18 protein-coding genes and 1 pseudogene are annotated in these 18,389 nt (G+C 72.5%); 16 read left to right on the top strand and 3 right to left on the bottom strand.

Annotated elements, in window-relative coordinates; all coding sequences use genetic code 11:
- Positions 1-2 precede the first annotated feature (2 nt).
- The 13 genes and pseudogenes from JGR68_RS11735 (at position 3) to pncB (ending at position 12,200) form a co-directional block, all read left to right on the top strand.
- Positions 3-1,220 carry a type II secretion system F family protein gene (locus JGR68_RS11735; protein WP_199360030.1) on the top strand — a complete coding sequence of 406 codons (1,218 nt, stop codon included), beginning with the start codon at positions 3-5 and terminating at the stop codon, positions 1,218-1,220.
- A 47-nt stretch (positions 1,221-1,267) separates the two neighbouring features.
- Complete coding sequence (gspG, locus tag JGR68_RS11730; protein WP_199360031.1) at positions 1,268-1,699, top strand: type II secretion system major pseudopilin GspG; 432 nt, start codon at positions 1,268-1,270, stop codon at positions 1,697-1,699.
- A gap of 12 nt (positions 1,700-1,711) precedes the next feature.
- Entirely contained in the window at positions 1,712-2,185 is a 474-nt protein-coding gene (locus JGR68_RS11725) for a GspH/FimT family protein (RefSeq protein WP_199360032.1), read from the top strand.
- 98 nt (positions 2,186-2,283) lie between these two features.
- Positions 2,284-2,709 (top strand): prepilin-type N-terminal cleavage/methylation domain-containing protein, encoded by a 426-nt coding sequence (locus JGR68_RS11720; protein WP_234446651.1) that lies wholly within the window; start codon positions 2,284-2,286, stop codon positions 2,707-2,709.
- A 32-nt stretch (positions 2,710-2,741) separates the two neighbouring features.
- Positions 2,742-3,401: pseudogene (locus tag JGR68_RS11715) on the top strand (prepilin-type N-terminal cleavage/methylation domain-containing protein); the annotation flags it as partial.
- Between the two features lie 131 nt (positions 3,402-3,532).
- Entirely contained in the window at positions 3,533-4,381 is an 849-nt protein-coding gene (locus JGR68_RS11710; RefSeq protein WP_199360034.1) for a type II secretion system protein GspK, read from the top strand.
- A gap of 50 nt (positions 4,382-4,431) precedes the next feature.
- Complete coding sequence (locus JGR68_RS11705; RefSeq protein WP_199360836.1) at positions 4,432-5,571, top strand: PilN domain-containing protein; 1,140 nt, start codon at positions 4,432-4,434, stop codon at positions 5,569-5,571.
- The gene (gene gspM, locus JGR68_RS11700) at positions 5,552-6,175 is read left to right on the top strand and encodes a type II secretion system protein GspM (protein WP_199360035.1); all 624 of its coding nucleotides are present in this window, start codon (positions 5,552-5,554) and stop codon (positions 6,173-6,175) included. The genes JGR68_RS11705 and gspM overlap by 20 nt, the downstream gene beginning before the upstream one ends.
- Positions 6,165-7,031: a general secretion pathway protein GspN gene (locus tag JGR68_RS11695; protein ID WP_199360036.1), complete on the top strand. Its 867-nt coding sequence runs from the start codon at positions 6,165-6,167 to the stop codon at positions 7,029-7,031. The genes gspM and JGR68_RS11695 overlap by 11 nt, the downstream gene beginning before the upstream one ends.
- 27 nt (positions 7,032-7,058) lie before the next feature.
- Positions 7,059-9,284 (top strand): type II secretion system secretin GspD, encoded by a 2,226-nt coding sequence (gspD, locus tag JGR68_RS11690; RefSeq protein ID WP_199360037.1) that lies wholly within the window; start codon positions 7,059-7,061, stop codon positions 9,282-9,284.
- A 2-nt stretch (positions 9,285-9,286) separates the two neighbouring features.
- On the top strand, positions 9,287-10,150 hold the full coding sequence (locus JGR68_RS11685; protein ID WP_199360038.1) for a glycosyltransferase: 864 nt from the start codon (positions 9,287-9,289) through the stop codon (positions 10,148-10,150).
- Positions 10,147-11,010: a glycosyltransferase family 2 protein gene (locus tag JGR68_RS11680; protein WP_199360039.1), complete on the top strand. Its 864-nt coding sequence runs from the start codon at positions 10,147-10,149 to the stop codon at positions 11,008-11,010. Before JGR68_RS11685 ends, JGR68_RS11680 begins: the two co-directional genes overlap by 4 nt.
- On the top strand, positions 11,007-12,200 hold the full coding sequence (gene pncB / locus JGR68_RS11675; RefSeq protein WP_199360040.1) for a nicotinate phosphoribosyltransferase: 1,194 nt from the start codon (positions 11,007-11,009) through the stop codon (positions 12,198-12,200). Before JGR68_RS11680 ends, pncB begins: the two co-directional genes overlap by 4 nt.
- 133 nt (positions 12,201-12,333) lie before the next feature.
- Here pncB and JGR68_RS11670 read toward each other — a convergent pair whose 3' ends face one another.
- The 3 genes from JGR68_RS11670 to ettA form a co-directional block, all read right to left on the bottom strand.
- Complete coding sequence (locus JGR68_RS11670; RefSeq protein WP_199360041.1) at positions 12,334-12,990, bottom strand: hypothetical protein; 657 nt, start codon at positions 12,988-12,990, stop codon at positions 12,334-12,336.
- 85 nt (positions 12,991-13,075) lie between these two features.
- On the bottom strand, positions 13,076-13,891 hold the full coding sequence (gene pyrF / locus JGR68_RS11665; protein WP_199360042.1) for an orotidine-5'-phosphate decarboxylase: 816 nt from the start codon (positions 13,889-13,891) through the stop codon (positions 13,076-13,078).
- 249 nt (positions 13,892-14,140) lie between these two features.
- The gene (gene ettA / locus JGR68_RS11660; RefSeq protein WP_199360043.1) at positions 14,141-15,802 is read right to left on the bottom strand and encodes an energy-dependent translational throttle protein EttA; all 1,662 of its coding nucleotides are present in this window, start codon (positions 15,800-15,802) and stop codon (positions 14,141-14,143) included.
- A gap of 221 nt (positions 15,803-16,023) precedes the next feature.
- Here ettA and JGR68_RS11655 point away from each other — a divergent pair, with 221 nt between their 5' ends.
- The 3 genes from JGR68_RS11655 to JGR68_RS11645 all read left to right on the top strand — a co-directional run bounded on the left by JGR68_RS11655 (position 16,024) and on the right by JGR68_RS11645 (position 18,389).
- Positions 16,024-16,518: an RcnB family protein gene (locus JGR68_RS11655; RefSeq protein WP_199360044.1), complete on the top strand. Its 495-nt coding sequence runs from the start codon at positions 16,024-16,026 to the stop codon at positions 16,516-16,518.
- Between the two features lie 75 nt (positions 16,519-16,593).
- The gene (gene glyA, locus JGR68_RS11650) at positions 16,594-17,862 is read left to right on the top strand and encodes a serine hydroxymethyltransferase (protein WP_199360045.1); all 1,269 of its coding nucleotides are present in this window, start codon (positions 16,594-16,596) and stop codon (positions 17,860-17,862) included.
- The gene (locus JGR68_RS11645) at positions 17,862-18,389 is read left to right on the top strand and encodes a TonB family protein (protein WP_199360046.1); all 528 of its coding nucleotides are present in this window, start codon (positions 17,862-17,864) and stop codon (positions 18,387-18,389) included. The genes glyA and JGR68_RS11645 overlap by 1 nt, the downstream gene beginning before the upstream one ends.

The following is an 18,389-nucleotide window of genomic DNA, read 5'->3' as shown; positions in this document are numbered from 1 at the left end:
GCATGGCGCTGTACCGCTACAAGGCGCTCAACAGCCGCGGCGAGACCCTGGACGGCCAGATGGAGGCAGCCAGCGACGCCGAAGTGGTGCTGCGCCTGCAGGAGCAGGGCCATCTGCCAGTGGAAGCGAAGCTGGCCAGCGAGGGCGGTGGCGGCGGCAGCCTCAAGGCACTGTTCAAGCCCAAGCCCTTTTCCGGCGAGCGCCTGGTGCAGTTCACCCAGCAGCTGGCGACCCTGCTCGGGGCGGGCCAGCCGCTCGACCGCGCGCTGACCATCCTGCTCGACCTGCCGGAGGACGAGGCCGCGCGGCGCACCATCGCCGACGTGCGCGACCAGGTGCGCGGCGGCACCTCGCTGTCGGCCGCGCTGGAGCGCCAGCACGGCACGTTCTCGCGCCTGTACATCAACATGGTCCGCGCCGGCGAGGCCGGCGGCACCCTGCAGGACACGCTGCAGCGCCTGGCCGACTACCTGGAGCGCTCGCGCGCGCTGCGCGGCCGGGTCATGAACGCGCTGATCTATCCGGTGATCCTGATCGTGATGGTGGGCCTGGCGCTGCTGTTCCTGCTCGGCTACGTCGTGCCGCAGTTCGGCGTGATGTACGAGAGCCTGGACGCGGAACTGCCGTTCTTCACGAAGATCGTGCTCGGGCTGGGCGAGCTGGTGCGCGACTGGTGGATCGTGCTGCTGGCGGTGCCGTCGCTGGCGGCGCTGTGGTTCGACCGCCGGCTGCGCGACCCGGCGTTCCGCGCCCGCTTCGATGAATGGCTGCTGGGGCGCAAGCTCGCCGGCGGCCTGGTCGCGCGCATCGAGACCGCGCGCCTGGCCCGCACCCTGGGCACGCTGCTGAAGAACGGCGTGCCGCTGATCGCCGCGCTGGCGATCGGGCGCAACGTGCTCGGGAACCGTGCGCTGGCCGCCGATGTCGAAGCCGCGGGCGAGGAGGTCAAGAACGGCGTCGCGCTCTCGACCGCGCTGGCGCGCAACAAGCGCTTCCCGCGTCTGGCGCTGCAGATGGTGCAGGTGGGCGAGGAGTCGGGCGCGCTCGACACGATGCTGCTCAAGACCGCCGACACCTTCGAAGCCGAGACCGGGCAGGCGCTGGACCGCATGCTCGCCGCGCTGGTCCCGGTGATCACCCTGCTGCTGGCGGTGGTGGTCATGGTCGTGATCCTGGCGGTGCTGGTGCCGATCTACGACCTCACCAATGTCATAGGCTAGGGGCTTGCCCGGCCCGCGGCCTCCAATCAATGTTCAGGCAGGAATCCATGCAGAAGCGTCCGCTCAACCGTTCCCCCCGTCCGTCCGCGCAGGGCGGCTTCAGCCTCATCGAGATCATCGTCGTGGTCGTGCTGATGGGCGGCATCGTCGCCTTCGCGGCCTCGCGCATCCTCGGCGGCGGCGACCGCGCCAAGGTCAACCTGGCGCGCGCGCAGGTGCAGACCCTGGCCGAGAAGGTCAGCCAGTTCGAGATGGACACCGGCACCCTGCCGGGCGCGCTGTCGGAGCTGGTGACCGCGCCCGGCGGCGCCGGCGGCTGGCTCGGGCCCTATGCGAAGGCCGCCGACCTCAACGATCCCTGGAACACGCCCTTCGAGTACCGCGTGCCGGGCGACAGCGGCCCCTACGACATCGTCAGCTACGGCGCCGACCGCAAGCCCGGCGGCGAAAGCGTCGACGCGGACATCCGCTACGAATAAGGCTGCGCCGCCATGAACGCCGGGCGCGGCGGAAGGCGCCGCTCCGGCGGCTTCTCGCTGCTGGAGCTGCTGCTGGTGATGGTGCTGATCGCCGCGACCGGCGTGCTGGCCGCGGGCATCCTTGGCGGCGGCTTCGCGCGCATGGAGCTGCGCGGCAGCGCGCGCGACATCGCCAGCCAGCTGCGCTACACCCGCGCCCGCGCGCTGGCGACCGGCGTGCCGCAGACCTTCGCGATCGATCCGGTCGGCCATGCCTGGCAGGGCGCCGACGGGCGGAGCGGCGAGGTGCCGGACGCGCTGGGCATCCACTTCACCGGCGCGCGCGAAGTCCAGCCTGCCGACGGCGTCGGCGCGATCGTGTTTTTCGGCGACGGCGCCTCCACCGGCGGCCGGGTGCAGCTCAGCCGCGGCGCGGCCGCGTTCGACATCGACGTGGCCTGGCTGACCGGCGAGGTGACCATGCATCGCACGGAGCCAGGTCGATGAAGGGCTGGTGGCCGGTGGTGTCTGCGGCGAGACCGATCGCGGCTGTAGCCGCTCCTACAGGACCAGGGCCCGCTCCTGTCGGAGCGGCTACAGCCGCGATCCCGCTCCCGGCGCGCCAGCGCGGCTACACCCTGATCGAAGTCCTGGTGGCCTTCAGCGTGCTGGCGCTGGCGCTCACCTTCCTGCTCGGCACGCTGTCGGGTTCGACCCGCCAGGTGCGCTGGTCGGCGGACGCCGGTCGTGCCTCGCTGCACGCCCAGTCGCTGCTGGCCGACGTCGGCGTGGGCGCGGCGCTGGAGCCCGGTCGCGACGAGGGCGACCTCGAGGACGGCCGCTACCGGTGGCAGCTGGAGGTCTCGCCCTGGGTGGACCCGCTGCTGCCGGCCGCCGCGCCGCAGGATCCGTTCGGGGCGCAACTGCTGCACCTGCGCCTCGAGCTGTCCTGGGGCGATGGCGGGCCGGCGCAGCGCCTGGTGGTGGAGTCGCTGCGCCTGGTCCAGCCCGATCCGGGGGCCACGCCGTGAGCCGTACCCGCGCCGTGAGCGGCGCCCACGCCATGGGCCGCGCCCGCTCCACGGGCCGCGCCCGCGCCGCCGCCGGCTTCACCCTGATCGAGGTCCTGCTGGCGACCGTGCTGCTGGCCGCGGGGCTGGCGCTGGGCTTCGGGACGCTGCGCGCCGCCACCGCGACCGTGGAGCGCGGCGAAGCCATGGCCGCGCGCACCGAACGCATGCGCGCGGTCGAAGGCTTCCTGCGCCGACGGCTCGCCGCCGCCCAGCCGATCGCCTTCGCCCCGGACGAGGACACCGGCGGCGCGCTGCGCTTCATCGGCGAGCCCGACCGCATCCGCTTCGTCGCCGACCTGCCCAGCTACCTGGGCCGCGGCGGTCCGCACCTGCACGACATCGCCGTCCATGACGATGCCGGCGGCTCGGCGCTGGCGGTCACCTTCGACATGGTGCTGGCGGGGGAAACCATCCACGAGGACCAGCCGCGGCCGCCCGAGCCGCTGGTGCAGGGGCTCACCGGCCTGCGCATCCGCTACCGGGGACTGGACGAGGAGGGGCTGACCGACTGGCTCGATGCCTGGGACTCCTACGAGCAGCTCCCGCTCCAGGTCTCGATCGAGATCGAGAGCGACCAGGGCGGCGCCTGGCCGCCGCTGGTGGTGGCCCTGCCGCAGGCCGCCAGTGCGCCGGAATTCGGCAGCGGCCGCGCCTCGAGGGTGGCTCCGGGGACGCGCCGCGGACTGGCGCCTGGCGTCCGGCCCGGCCTGGCGCCCGGCGCGCGACCGGGCCCGGACGGCCGGCAGCGCAACCGCCTGCGCGAGCTGCGGGGCCGCCGCTGATGGCCCGCCAGCAGGGCGCGGCCCTGGTGATCGTGATGTGGCTGGTGGCGCTGCTGACCGCGCTGGTCGGTGCCTATGCGGCCACCGCGCGCATCGAATACATGCAGGGCCGCGGCCTGCACGGCGCGGTGGTCGCCGAGTCGGCGGCGCGCGCCGGGCTGGAGTACGCCCTGGTGCGGCTGCAGACCGACCAGCCGGACAGCGCCTGGCTGCCCGACGGCCGGCCCTACCGCTGGGCCTTCGGCGCGGCCGAGGTGGAGGTCCGCATTGTCGACGAGTCCGGAAAGGTCGACCTCAACGCCGCCGACGCCGGCCTGCTCGGCGCGCTGTTCCGCGTGCTGGGGGCCGACGAGGAGCAGGCCGACGCGGTGGCCGGCGCGATCGTCGACTGGCGCGACGGCGACCAGCTCACCCAGCCGATGGGCGGCGCCGAGGATCCGCAGTACGAGGCGGCCGGCCTGCCCTATGGCGCGAAGGACGCGCCATTCGAGACCGTGGCCGAGGTCGAGCAGGTGCTCGGCATGGACCGCGCCCTGTTCGAGGCGGCGGTGCGCCACCTCACCGTGTTCAGCGGCCTCCCGCAGCCCGACCAGCGCTTCGCCAGCGGCGACGTGCTGCAGGCGCTGGGCGCCGATCCCGCGCTGATGCTGCAGCAGCGCGAGGGCGCCACCGGACCCGGGCCGGACCTCGTTGGGGCCGGCAGCGGCACGTATAGTATCGACAGCCGCGCGCGGCTCGCCGACGGCCGCCAGGCCGTGCTGCGGGCGGTGGTTCGCGCGGGTGGGGGCACGTTGCCGGGTTCGGCATACGTGCCACTGGCCTGGGAAGAAGGAGCCGCGCCGCGCTGATGGCAGCCGTAGAGCACACCGCCGGTACACCGCGTCGCCCGGGCACCGCCATGGCCGGGCTCGGCGGCTCGCTGCGCCCGCGCGCGGCCGGGTTCTGGCGCTGGTGGACCCGCGCCCTGGCCACCTGGCTGCCGCAGCGGCTGCGCGAGCTGTTCGGCCTTGCCCGTGAGCGCCTGCTGCTGCAGGTCACCGGTGACGGCCTGCTGCTGGCGATCGAGGGACCCGACGGCGTGCGCCGCCTGGCCGAGCTGCCGCCGCTGTCGACCAGCGCCGACGATCCGCTCGCACCGCTGCTCGCGCAGCGCGTGGCGAGCCTGCCGCGCTGGCTGCTGCTGCCCGCGGAGGCCAGCCTGCGCCGCGCCCTGCCGCTGCCCGCCGCCGCCGCCGACCGGCTGCGCGAGGTGCTGGGCTTCGAGATCGAGCGGCAGACCCCGTTCCCGGCCGCCGACGTCGAGTACGACGCCCGCCTGCTCGGCCGACGCGGCGACGGCCAGGTCGACGCCGAGCTGGTGGTCGTCCCGCGCCAGGCGCTGGAATCGCGGCTGGTCGCGCTGGGACCGCTGGCGAACACGCTGACCGGCGTCGACGTCGAAAGCGCGGCCGGCGGTGGCCTGGGCGTGAACCTGCTGCCGGGCGCGCGCCGCCACCGGCGCGCGGACCCGTGGCTGGGCTGGAACCTCGCCCTGGGCCTGGTGGCCGTGGTCGCGATCGCGGCCGGGCTGTGGCAGGTCCTGGACAACCGGCGCGCCGCCGCCGACGTCTTAGAGGCCGAGGTCGCGCAGGCCGCGTCCCGCGCCCGCACCGCGTCCACGCAGCGCCAGGCGCTGGTCGACCTCGTGGACGGCATGGCCTTCCTGCAGTCCGCGCGCGCCGCGCGCCCGACCACGGTCGAAGTGATGGACGAACTCGCCCGGCGGCTGCCCGATTCCACCTATCTCGAGAAGCTGTCGATCGAGGACACCCGGATCCTGCTCATCGGCCTCAGCAGCGAGGCCCCGGCGCTGGTGCAGCGCCTCGAGGGCTCGCCGCTGTGGCGCTCGCCGGCGCTGGCCGGTGCCCTGCAGCCGGATCCGCGCAGCGGCCGCGACCGCTTCACCCTGACCGCCGAACTGGTGGTCGCGCCGGTCACCGGCGCCGCGGGACAGGCGGGACCGGGCAGGGGGGCCGCCGATGCGCGAAGCGATCCCTGAGCGCGACCGCTGGCTGGCGCTGGCGATCCTCGCCGGCGCGCTCGCGCTGGCCTACGTGCTGCTGGTCCACCCCTGGTGGACGGCACCGATGCTGGAAACCGGCGAGCGCATCGAAGGCCTGCAGCAGCGCGACCTGCGCGTGCGCATGGAACTCGCCCAGGCGCCGCAGGTGCAGGCGCGGCTCGAGCAGGTGCGCGAGGTGGCGTCACGCGTGCCCGGGTTCATGGACGAGCGCAGCGCCGAACTCGCCACCGCCGCCCTCAGCGCACGGCTGGAAACCGCCGTGCTCGAGGCCAGCCCCGGCAACCGCAGCTGCGCCATCCGCAACCGCTCGCCGATGACCGACACCCGCCAGCAGGGCCGCTTCCGCCGCGCCCTGGTGCAGGTGCGCCTGCATTGCGGCAACGGCGAGCTGGCGGCGGTGCTGCACTCGCTCGAGGACGGCTCGCCGCGCCTGTTCGTCGACAACCTCAACGTGCTCGCGCCGCGCCAGGCCTTCGGCCGCGGCGGCGCGGCGCAGGGCGCGGGCCTCGACGTCACCTTCGATCTCTACGGCTACCTGCAGCCGCAGCCGGCCACGGCGGGAGCGGGCGATGCGCGCTGAGAGCGCCGGCGCGCGCACCTGGCTGCTCGGCGCGCTGGCGCTGTGGGCGCTGGCCACCTGGGTGCTGGGCCTGTTCGGGCTCGGCGGCCGGATCGAACGGCTGCCGCCGGATCCGGCCCTGGTCCAGGGCCTGCCCGCGGCCGCGCGGGAAACCGAGGACCGCCTCGGGCCGCTGGCCCAGTACGCCGAGTTCGGCGAGCGGCCGCTGTTCACCACCGATCGCCGGCCGGAACTGTTCGTCATCAATCCGGTCGACGAGGAGGCCCCGGCCGAGTTCGAGTACGTGCTGACCAGCGTGCTGATGACGCCCGGCCTGCAGGTCGCGATCGTGCAACCCGCCGCGGGCGGCGAACCGGTGCGCCTGAAGGTGGGCGAGTCGCCGGCCGGCGTGCAGGGCTGGCAGCTGTCGTCGATCTCGCCGCGCGGCGCCGTGTTCGACGGTCCCGAGGGCCAGCGCACGTTGGAGCTGCGGGTGTTCGATGGCACCGGCGGCGAAGCGCCGACCGCGATCGCCAGCCCGCAGGCGCCGGGGCAGGTGCCCGCGCGTCCCGAGGCGACACCCGCGCGCCGCGCGTCCGCGTCCGCCCAGCCGGCGGCGCCGGGGGCACGCGCCGCCGATGCCGCGGGCAGCCCGGCCGATCCGGCCGGCGGCGGAATTGCCGGTGCCGGCGAGCAGCCGTCGAGCGAGACGCCACCCCCTCCGCCGTCCGCCGACGGTGGAACCCAGGCCCCCCCGCCTGCCCCCCCACCCGACACGCCCACCGCCCGCAGCTCCGACGAGCAGGTGCAGGCGATCCGCGCGCGCATCGAGGCGCGTCGCGCCCGCCTGCGCGAACAGGCCCAGCAGGGCCAGTAGCCGGACGGAACCCCTGGAATGCCCACGATGACCCTGACACGCCCCCTCAAGCCCGCGCTCGCCGCGCTCCTCGCCACGCTGCTGGCCGCCTGCGCCTCGGTGCCGGCGCCGGACGTGCGCCGCGATGCACGCATGCCGCAGCCGGTCATCCAGGTCGACGGCGTGCCGCGCGCGGCCACCGGCCCAGCGGCCATGGCCGCCGACGGCATCGTCGAGGAGCCGCTGGCCGGCGACCCGCGCGCGATCAAGCACCGCGGCGACGGGCGGGTGATCAACGAGTCGCTGGCGGCCTCCGCGCCGCCCAACCTGGCCGGCACCAGCGGCGAGGCCACCTTCAATTTCGAAGGCGAGTCGCTGCATGCCGTGGTCAAGGTGATCCTGGGCGACATGCTAGGGCAGAACTACGTGATCGCGCCGGGCGTGCAGGGCACCGTCACCCTGGCGACGCCGAAGACCGTCAGCCCGGCGCAGGCGCTGAGCCTGCTGGAGATGGTGCTGGGCTGGAACAACGCCCGGATGATCTACGCCGACGGCCGCTACAACATCGTGCCCGCCGACGCCGCCGTGGCCAGCGGCGCGGTGGCCGCGCGCACCGGCACCGCCGCCGGCGCGCGTGGCTTCGAGACCCGCGTCGTGCCGCTGCAGTACGTCTCCGCGGTGGAGATGGAGAAGGTGCTGCAGCCGTATGCGCGCCCGAACGCCATCGTCAACGTCGACGCCGGGCGCAACGTCATCACCGTGGCCGGCACCCGCCAGGAGCTGGAGAACTACCTGCGCACGATCGAGATCTTCGACGTCGACTGGCTGGCCGGCATGTCGGTCGGCGTGTTCCCCCTGGTCGCCGGCCGCGCGCCGCAGGTGGTGGCCGACCTGGAGAAGGTGTTCGGCGAGGGCAGCAACTCGCCGGTCGCCGGCATGTTCCGCTTCATGCCGCTGGAGGGCGCCAACTCGGTCCTGGTGATCACCGCGCAGCCGGCCTACCTCGACCAGATCGAGCAGTGGATCGCGCGCATCGACGGCGCCGGCGGCGGCGTGCAGCTGTTCTCCTACGAGCTCAAGTACGTCACCGCCAAGGACCTGGCCGAGCGCCTGTCCGAGGTGTACGGCCGGCGCGGTGGCGGTGGCAGCAGCGGCGGGCGCCGCGGGGGGGCCTCGCTGATGCCCGGCCTGGAGTCGACGGAGATCGGCGACGGCGGCATGGACGGCACCAGCAGCGCGGGCATCGGTGACCGCGGCAGCGACGGCGGCAGCGGCGGCGGCCTGGGCAGCGGCTCGCTGTCGCTGGGCGAGCGCCAGGGCGGCGACACCTCGGTGACGCTCGAAGTCGACGGCGCCGAAGTCGGCGTGTCGGCGGTCGACGAGACCAACACCCTCCTGGTGCGCTCCACCGGCCAGGCCTGGCGCTCGATCCGCGAGGTCATCGACCGCCTGGACGTGATGCCGCTGCAGGTGCACATCGAGGCGCAGGTGGTGGAGGTCTCGCTGAGCGGCGACCTCAGCTACGGCGTCAACTGGTTCTTCGAGCGCGCGGTGACCGATGCCGGCCTGCCGAGCGCGGTCGGCCGCGACACCTGGAGCGCGATCGCCGGCAACGTGACCGGCACCAACACCGGGGCCGGTCCCGCGGGCCTGGCGTGGACCTTCCTCGGCCGCAACGCCGCGGCGATCATCAATGCGCTCGACGAGGTCAGCGACGTGCAGATGCTGCAGACGCCCTCGGTGATGGTGCGCAACAACTACGAGGCCACGCTGAACGTCGGCAGCCGGATCCCGATCTCGTCGGTGACGGTCAATCCCGGCTTCGGCGGCGACAGCTCCTACAGCCAGGTGCAGTACCTCGACACCGGCACCATCCTCAAGGTGCGCCCGCGGGTCACCCGGGACGGCACCGTGTTCCTCGACATCGTGCAGGAAGTCAGCAGTCCCGGCAGCCAGCCCGACCAGAACGGCAACGTGCGCATCGACACCCGGCGCCTGAAGACCAATGCCGTGGTCCAGAGCGGCGACACGGTGATGCTGGCCGGCCTGATCCAGGACACGACCAGCCGCGGCTCGACCGGCTTCCCGGGCCTGAGCCGCATCCCGGTGGTGGGCGGGCTGTTCGGCCGGCAGTCGTCGAACAGCAGCCGCAGCGAGGTCATCGTGCTGCTGACCCCGACCCTGGTCCGCAACCAGCAGGACGCGCGCAACCTGACCGACGAATACGGCCGCCGCTTCCGCGCGCTGGAGCCGCTCAACCGGTCCGCCGACTGAACATGGCCGGCGGAGGGGGCGCCGGCGTGCCCGAGGTCCCGGTGGTGCTGCTTCCGGTCGCGATCGACGACGGCACGCTCGACGCCTGCCTGGCCGCGCTCGACGCCGGCACGCCCGCGGGCACGCGGGTCTGGCTGGCCGACGATGCGCAGGCGGGCCCGCGCGGACTCGCGATCATCGAGCGCTGGCTGGACCGCACGCCGCTGCGCGCCGAGTACACGCGCCGGCCGCGGCCGCTGGGCGAGGTGGCGCACCTGGACGAGGCGCTGGCGGCCTGCGGCGACGCCGACGTCATCGTGCTGGCGCCCGACGCCGTGCCCGGTCCCGGCTGGGCGCAGCAGCTGGCGGCCTGCGCCGCGCGCGACGGTGCCATCGCCACCGCCACGCCCTGGTGCAACGCCGGCGAAACCGCCGCATGGCCGGACTGCGGCGAGGTCGGCCCGCAGCCCGCAGGCGCCGACCTGGCCCGGCTGGCGCGCGCCGCGGGCGGCATGTCGCCGGTGCATCCCGAGCTGCCGGCGGCGATCGACCATGCGGTGTTCATCCGCGGCCGGGCGCGCGCGAGGGCCGGCGGACTGGATGCCGCCAGCTACGCGTCGCGCTATGCGGCGCTGATCGATCTCTCGCTGCGGATGGCCGGCCTGGGCTGGCGCAACGTGCTGTGCGAAACCGCCTTCGTGGCCCGCGGCGGCGAGGGCGGGCCGGCCGAGGGCGACCTGGATGCGCTGGCCGCGCGCTGGCCGGCGTGGCCGCCGCGGTTGGCGCGCTTCCTGATGCAGGATCCGGCGCGTGGGCTGCGCAGCGCCCTGGCGCGGCGCCTCGACGGCGTGGATCCACCGTCGCAGCACGAGCTGTTCGCGTCGTGAACGCGGTCGCCGCCATCGTGGTGAGCCATGAGAGTGCCGCCAGCATCGACGCCTGCCTGGTCCGCCTGCGCGCCGCCACCGGCGTCGCCGAGATCCGCGTCATCGACAACGCGTCCAGCGACGACACCCTGGCCGTGGTCCAGCGCCACGCGGTGACCGACCCACGCCTGCGCTTCATCGCCAATCCGGACAACCCGGGATTCGCCACCGCCTGCAACCAGGGCGCGGCGGACAGCCAGGCGCCGTGGCTGGCCTTCGTCAATCCCGACTGCCTGGTCGAAGCCGACACCTTCCCGCGGCTGCTGCGCCACGCCGGCGCCGCGGGCGCGGACGTCCTGCTCGGGGCCGACCTGGTCGACGAGGACGGCGTGCGCGACGGCGCCGCCCGGCGCAACGATCCGGACTTCGCCGGCATGCTGCGCGGGCCGCTGCGCGCACGGCGCGGGCGCCCGCTGGACGTGGCGGTGGACGAGGGCGCCGCGCTGCAGCCGGTGGACGCGGTCTCGGGTGCGCTGATGCTGGTACCGCGCGCGCTGTTCGAGCGGATCGGCGGCTTCGATGCCGCCTACCGGCTGCACGCCGAGGACCTGGACCTGTGCCGCCGCGCGCGGATCGCCGGCGCCACCGTCGCCGTGGCCAACGACGTGCGCGTGCTGCACCTGCGCGGCGTGTCCTCGCGCGCGCGGCCGTTCTTCGTCGAGTGGCACAAGCACCGCGGGTTGTGGCGCTACTTCCGCCGCTTCGAGGCACCCGCGCGCGGCGCGTCGGTGCGCGCCGCGGTGTGGCTGGCGATCTGGACGCACTGGCTGTCACGCCTGCCGCGGATCCTGGCGGCATCGCTCCGGGCCGCGACGCCATGATCCGCTCGCTGCTCGATACCGACCTCTACAAGTTCACGATGATGCAGGCGGTGCTGCATCGTTATCCCGCGGCGCACGCGCGCTACCGCTTCCGCTGCCGGTCCGCCGGGGTCGACCTCGCGCGGCATATCGACGTGGTGTCGGATGCGATCGATGTCCTGTGCGAACTGCGCTTCACGGCCGACGAGCTCGATTACCTGCGCGGGCTGCGCTTCATCAAGCCGGACTTCGTCGATTTCCTCGGCCTGTTCCGGCTCGACCGTCGCTACCTGCGGCTGGAGCGCAGCGGGGACGAGCAGGGCGGGCTGTCGCTGACCGTGGAAGGACCGTGGCTGCACACGATCCTGTTCGAGGTGCCGCTGCTGGCGATCGTCAGCGAGGCCTGGTCGGTGGGCGAACACGGGCCGGCCGACGCGGCCGAAGGGCTGCGGCGCCTGCAGGCCAAGGTCGACCGCATCGACGCCGCGGTCGGCTACGAAGACTGCCGCATCACCGATTTCGGCACCCGCCGGCGCTACTCGCGCGCCTGGCAGGAGCGGCTCGTGCCGCGGGTCGCGGAGCTGTTCGGGCCGAAGTTCGCCGGCACCAGCAACGTCGACATCGCGCGGCGCCACGGCCTGGTGCCGCAGGGCACGATGGCCCACGAATGGCTGCAGGCGCACCAGGCGCTGGGTCCGCGGCTGCGCGACTCGCAGAAGGCGGCGTTCGAGGCCTGGGCGCAGGAATATCGCGGCGACCTCGGCATCGCGCTCACCGACGTGATCGGGCTCGAGGCCTTCCTGCGCGACTTCGACCTGTACTTCTGCAAGCTCTTCGACGGCATGCGCCACGACTCCGGCGATCCGCATGCCTGGGGCGAGCGCATGCTGGCGCACCTGGAATCGATGCGGGTCGACCCGCGCACGCGCACCCTGGTGTTCAGCGACGGCCTGGACGTCGGGCAGGTGATGGCGCTCTACGAACGTTTCCGCGGCCGCTGCCGCACCTCGTTCGGAATCGGCACCAACCTCACCAACGACACCGGCCCGAAGGCACTGCAGATCGTGCTGAAGATGGTGGCCTGCAACGGCCAGCCCGTCGCCAAGCTGAGCGATTCCCCGGGCAAGACCATGGTCGACGACGAGGACTATCTGCGCTACCTGCGCCAGGTGTTCGACGTCCCGCAGCCCCCGGCCAATCAGCTCCTGTAAGGGCGGCCACAGCGCCCCTGTAGGAGCGGCTACAGCCGCGATCGCATCATCGCATCGCGTCGGTGTCGACGATCGCAGCATTGCATCGCGGCTGTAGCCGCTCCTACAGGAGCGTTCGTGGCGCAGCGCTGGATCAGCGCGGCGGAATCTCGGCGCGGTGCGGCTCGAACAGGCTGTCGCCGTCCGGGCTGATCACCACCACGCCGGGCTCGAGCGCGCTGATGGTGGCGTTGCCGACCAGCTTGGTGCCCATCGGGAATTCGGCGACCTGCTTCCATGCGCCGTCGACCTCGCGCAGCACGTAGCCGCTGCGGTCATAGTAGTTGCCACCGCCGCCGCAGCCTTCCATCGTGTAAAGCAGCAGGGCCTCGTCGCCGGGACGGCCATCGAGGTCGAGCACGAACAGGCGTTCGCCCTCGGGATAGGTCCCGCATTCGCGCTCGCGTCCGGTCTCGTCGACGATGCGCCGGGCGGCGTCGCGCAGCGCCGGCGTGGCCGGGCGCGCTTCGCTGCGCATGCGCGCGAGCGCGGCGCCGCTGAAGTCGAAGTACTGGGTGTCCTCGGCGTCGCTGCCCGGCGTTGCGGCCAGTTCGTCGGTGGCGGGCTCCGCCGCGGTGGTCGGCGAGCCGGTGCCGGCGATCAGGTCGGGCGCAGGCGAGGGCGCGCTGTCCGCCGTCGGTATGGCGCTGGCGTCGGCAGGCGAAGCCGTGGCCGCCGGAGCGTCGGACGGGCTGCAGGCCGCGAGGGCGATCGCAAGCGCAAGCGCGGCGCACTGTGGCAGAGGGGTCATCGATTCCATCCATCGGCAGGCGGTGGCCCGGTGCCGCGAGGATATCCGGGCCGCGTGATGCCGGTGGCAATCCACGCCCTCGCGCTCAATGGCGGTGGCGGTCCAGCGTGTCGCGCAGCGCGCGCGCGGCGTGCGCAGCGGCGGCGGCGTAGTCGTCGCCCTGCGACGCGTACAGGATCGCCCGCGACGAACTCACCATCAGTCCCGTGCCATCGGCGGTGCGCGCGTTGCGCACCACGGCTTCGGCATCGCCGCCCTGGGCACCGACGCCCGGCACCAGCAGCGGCATGTCGCCGACGATCGCGCGCACGTCGCGCAGCTGCCCGGGCCAGGTTGCACCGACCACGAGCGCCACATTGCAGTTGCCGTTCCACTCCGACGCCGCCTTCGCGGCGACGTGCTGGTACAGCGGCCTGCCGTCGACCAGCAGGTCCTGCAGGTCGCCCGCGCCGGGATTGGAGGTGCGACAGAGGATGACCACGCCGCGGTCCGCGCGGTCCAGGTAGGGCTTCAGCGAATCGCCGCCGAGATAGGGATTGGCGGTGACCGCATCCGCGCGGTAGCGGTCGAAGGCCTCCGCCGCGTAGCGCTGCGCGGTGGAGCCGATGTCGCCGCGCTTGGCGTCGAGGATCACCGGGATGCCCGGGTGCCCGGCATGGATGTGCGCGATCAGCCGCTCCAGAGCGCCCTCGGCGCCCAGCGCCGCGAAGTGCGCGATCTGCGGCTTGAACGCGCAGGCGAACTCCGCGGTCGCATCGACGATGTCCCGGCAGAACCCGAACACCGCATCGGCATCACCCGCGAACCGCGCTGGAAACCGCGCCGGCTCCGGATCCAGCCCCACGCACACCAGCGACCCCGACGTGGCCCAGCGCTGCCGCAGCTGCTTCATGAAATCCATCTGGTCTTTCCTTTTTGCCACGGATGACGCGGATTGCGCGGATTTGCGCGGATCAAGCTGGTCAAGCGGATAAGCGAACCGAGTGGATCAAGTGGATCAAGCAGTTAAGGGGGGTCGCGCGGGTCGAGCCGAATCAGGTGCAGGAACTCGCAGTCCCTACCGACCCCGCCGGACGATTCTCTCTTCTGCTCTATCCGCGCAAATCCGCGCAATCCGCGTCATCCGTGGCAAACGCTTCTCCTGCTTCTCCTACTTGAGCGCCTTGAACCGAAGCCTGCGCGGACCCGCGTCGTCGCCCATCCGGCGGCGCTTGTCTTCTTCGTATTCGCGGTAGTTGCCCTGGAAGAACTCGACGTGGCTGTCGCCTTCGAACGCGAGGATGTGCGTGGCGATGCGGTCGAGGAACCAGCGGTCATGGCTGATCACGAAGGTGTTGCCGGGGAACTCGAGCAGCGCGTCTTCAAGCGCGCGCAGGGTCTCGATGTCCAGGTCGTTGGACGGTTCGTCGAGCAGCAGCACGTTGCCGCCCTGCAGCAGGGTCTTGGCCAGGTGCAGGCGGCCGCGTTCACCGCCCGACAGCGAGCCGACCATCTTCTGCTGGTCCTGGCCCTTGAAGTTGAAGCGTCCGATGTAGGCGCGCGACTGGATCTCGATGCCGTTGATGTTGAGGATGTCGGCACCGCCGGCGACTTCCTGGAAGACGTTGTGGTTGCCCTCCAGCTTGTCGCGGCTCTGGTCGACGTAGGCGATGTTGACCGTCGGGCCCATGTCGATCGAACCCGAGTCCGGCTGTTCCTGCCCCGTGATCATCTTGAACAGCGTGGACTTGCCCGCGCCGTTGGGGCCGATGATGCCGATGATCGCGCCCGGAGGCGCGATGAAGCTCAGGTTGTCGATCAGCAGGCGGTCGCCAAAGCTCTTGGAGACGTTCTTGAACTCGATCACCTTGCTGCCCAGGCGCTCGCCCGGCGGAATGAAGATCTCGTTGGTTTCCTGGCGCTTCTGGTAGTCGACCGCCTGCAGCTCCTCGATCCGGGCCAGGCGCGCCTTGCCCTTGCTGCGGCCGCCCTTGGCGTTGCTGCGCGCCCACTCGAGCTCCTTGGCGATCGCCTTCTGGCGCGCCTTCTCGGTCGACTCCTCGCGCTTGAGGCGGTCTTCCTTCTGCACCAGCCAGTCGGTGTAGTTGCCCTTCCACGGAATGCCGCGGCCGCGGTCGAGCTCGAGGATCCACTCGGCGGCGTTGTCGAGGAAGTAGCGGTCATGCGTCACCGCCACCACGGTGCCGGTGTAGCGGGCGAGGAACTGCTCCAGCCATTCGACCGATTCGGCGTCGAGGTGGTTGGTGGGTTCGTCGAGGAGCAGCATGTCGGGCTTCTGCAGCAGCAGGCGGCACAGCGCCACGCGGCGCTTCTCGCCGCCCGACAGCTTGCCGATGACCGCATCCCACGGCGGCAGGCGCAGCGCGTCGGCGGCGACTTCCAGCTGGTTTTCCAGCGTGTGCGCGTCGCCGGCGGCAAGGATCGCCTCCAGGCGCTCCTGCTCCTTGGCCAGCGCGTCGAAGTCGGCGCCGTCCTCCGCGTAGGCGGCGTAGACCTCGTCCAGGCGCGCCTGCGCCTGCAGGACCTCGCCCACGCCTTCCTCGACGGCCTCGCGGACGGTCTTTTCCGGATCCAGCTGCGGCTCCTGCGCCAGGTAGCCGACCTTGATGCCGGGCTGCGGCCGCGCCTCGCCGGAGAAGTCGGTGTCGACGCCGGCCATGATCTTGAGCACCGTCGACTTGCCGGCGCCGTTCAGGCCCAGCAGGCCGATCTTGGCGCCGGGGAAGAACGACAGCGAGATGTCCTTGATGATCTGGCGCTTGGGCGGAACGGTCTTGGAGACGCCGTTCATGGTGTAGATGTATTGCGACATGGGAGCTCCGGTGCAGCGTGGCCGCCGCCCGGGCCTGGGGCCATGGGCGGAAAGCGCGGATGGGATGGCGCGATTATAGGGCTTGCAGCCGGGGCGCAAGCCGCGGCGGCGCTGGAAAATGAATGGAATCCACCGGAGTGGGGCCGGGCCTTGCCGGTAACGCGATGGTTCAGGCGCGCAACGGGATAGTCGGTTCACACCCCCTCCACCGGAGAGTCGTGATGAATCCGATCCGCACCCTTGGACTTGCCACCCTCGCGCTTGCGCTCGGAGTCGCCTTCGCGGCTCCGGCAGAGGCACGCGACAACCACCGTCGCGGCCATGACCGCGGCCATTCCAGCCAGGACTGGCGCCGCGGCGACGACCGCCGCGAGCACCGTCGCGATGATCGCCGCCGCGACTACCGCCAGGCGCGCCGCCATGACGACCGCCGGCATGACCGCTGGCATGACCGCCGCCACGACCGTCGCGACGTCCGCGTGGTCTATGCGCCACCGCCGCGCATGGTGGTGCGCCACCGCGGCCCGCCGCCGTGGGCACGCGGCCACCACTACCGCCACGCCGGCTATGCGCCCACCTACGTGGTCCACGACTACGGTCCCTACGGCCTGCGCCAGCCGCCGCGGGGCCACCACTGGCGCCGCAGCGACACCGGCGACTTCCTGCTCGTGGCCATCGCCACCGGGATCATCGCCGACGTGATCATGGGCCGCTGAGTTCCGGGGGCGCCCGTCCGCCCGGGGGCGGGGGGCGGGCTACAATGGCCCGTCCCCACGGCCCCTGGAGCTGGCATGTTTCCGCGCGACGCACGCATCGAAGCCTATGACCCCGAACTGGCCGCGGCGATCGCCGCCGAAACCCGGCGCCAGGAAGACCACGTCGAGCTGATCGCCAGCGAGAACTACGCCAGCCCCTGCGTCATGGAGGCGCAGGGCAGCCAGCTGACCAACAAGTACGCCGAGGGCTATCCCGGAAAGCGCTATTACGGCGGCTGCGAGCACGTCGACGTCGCCGAGCAGCTGGCGCTGGACCGCGTGAAGCAGCTGTTCGGCGCCGATTACGCGAACGTCCAGCCGCATTCCGGCTCGCAGGCCAACCAGGCCGTGTACCTGGCCCTGCTGCAGCCCGGCGACACGATCCTCGGCATGTCGCTGGCACATGGCGGCCACCTGACCCACGGCGCCAAGGTCAACATCAGCGGCAAGCTGTTCAACGCCATCCAGTACGGCGTCGACGCTCGGGGCCTGATCGATTACGACGAGGTCGAACGTCTTGCCGTCGAGCACCGGCCGAAGATGCTGGTCGGCGGGTTCAGCGCCTATTCGCAGGAAATCGACTGGGCGCGCTTCCGCGCCATCGCCGACAAGGTCGGCGCGATCCTGTTCGTCGACATGGCCCACGTCGCCGGCCTGGTGGCCGCGGGCGTGTACCCGAACCCGGTGCCGCATGCGCACGTGGTGACCTCGACCACCCACAAGACCCTGCGCGGGCCGCGCGGCGGCATCATCGTCGCCAGCCGCGCCGCGATGGGCGAGCGCGCCGACGACATGGTCAAGAAGCTGCAGTCGATCGTGTTCCCCGGCATCCAGGGCGGCCCGCTGATGCACGTCATCGCGGCCAAGGCCGTGGCCTTCAAGGAAGCGCTGGAGCCGGAGTTCAAGGCCTACCAGCAGCAGGTGGTGAAGAACGCGCAGGCGATGGCCAGGGTGATCATCGACCGCGGCTACAAGATCGTTTCCGGCGGCACGAAGAACCACCTGATGCTGGTCGACATGATCGGCAAGGACGTCACCGGAAAGGCCGCCGAAGAGGCGCTGGGCCGCGCCAACATCACCGTGAACAAGAACGCGGTGCCCAACGACCCGCAGAAGCCCTTCGTGACCTCGGGCCTGCGCCTGGGCACGCCGGCCGTGACCACGCGTGGCTACACCGAGGCCGACTGCATCGAGCTGGCCGGCTGGATCTGCGACGTGCTGGACGCGCCGGCCGACGAGGCGGTCATCGCCGCGGTGCGCGACAAGGTCGTCGCCCAGTGTCGGCGCCTGCCGGTCTACGGCTGATGGGCCCGCGCCGGCGGTTCGCGGCGGTGGCGATGGCCGTTTCGGTGGTCCTCGTCGCCGGATGCGCGGCCGGCGGTGGCGCGACGCCTCGCGTGGTCGCCAGCGGGATGGCGCGCGCGCCGCTGGCAAGCAACGACGGTGCACGCTTCGAGGTGCGCTACCAGGCATCGACCGGCCAGTGCTCGGCGGGCGCACTCCAGCTCGTCGCGCGCGACGAACTGCGCGGCCTGGACGCGGAGTGGGACGAGACCGGCGACGGCTGCAGCCCCGCGCGCAAGCTGGAGGTGCCCGCCAGTGCGGATTACCCGGCCCTGCTCCAGGCCCGTGGCGTCAGCGGCGGCGCGCAGGTGCTGGTGCGCATCGACCGCGAAGGGCGGGTGCACGACGCGCGCGCGGTCTGTGCCAGCGACGAGCGCTTCGCCGCCGCCGCCGAAGCCACCGCGCGCGCGATCGCCTACGCGCCGGCCACCTGCGCCGGCGAACCCAGGCGCGCCGCCTTCCTGCTGCCGTTCAACTACGACATCTGA

The sequence above is a fragment of the Luteimonas sp. MC1750 genome, assembly GCF_016615955.1.
Lineage (GTDB): Bacteria > Pseudomonadota > Gammaproteobacteria > Xanthomonadales > Xanthomonadaceae > Luteimonas.
Note: the sequence above shows the minus strand (reverse complement) of the source record. Positions and strands in the feature narration are given on the sequence as shown.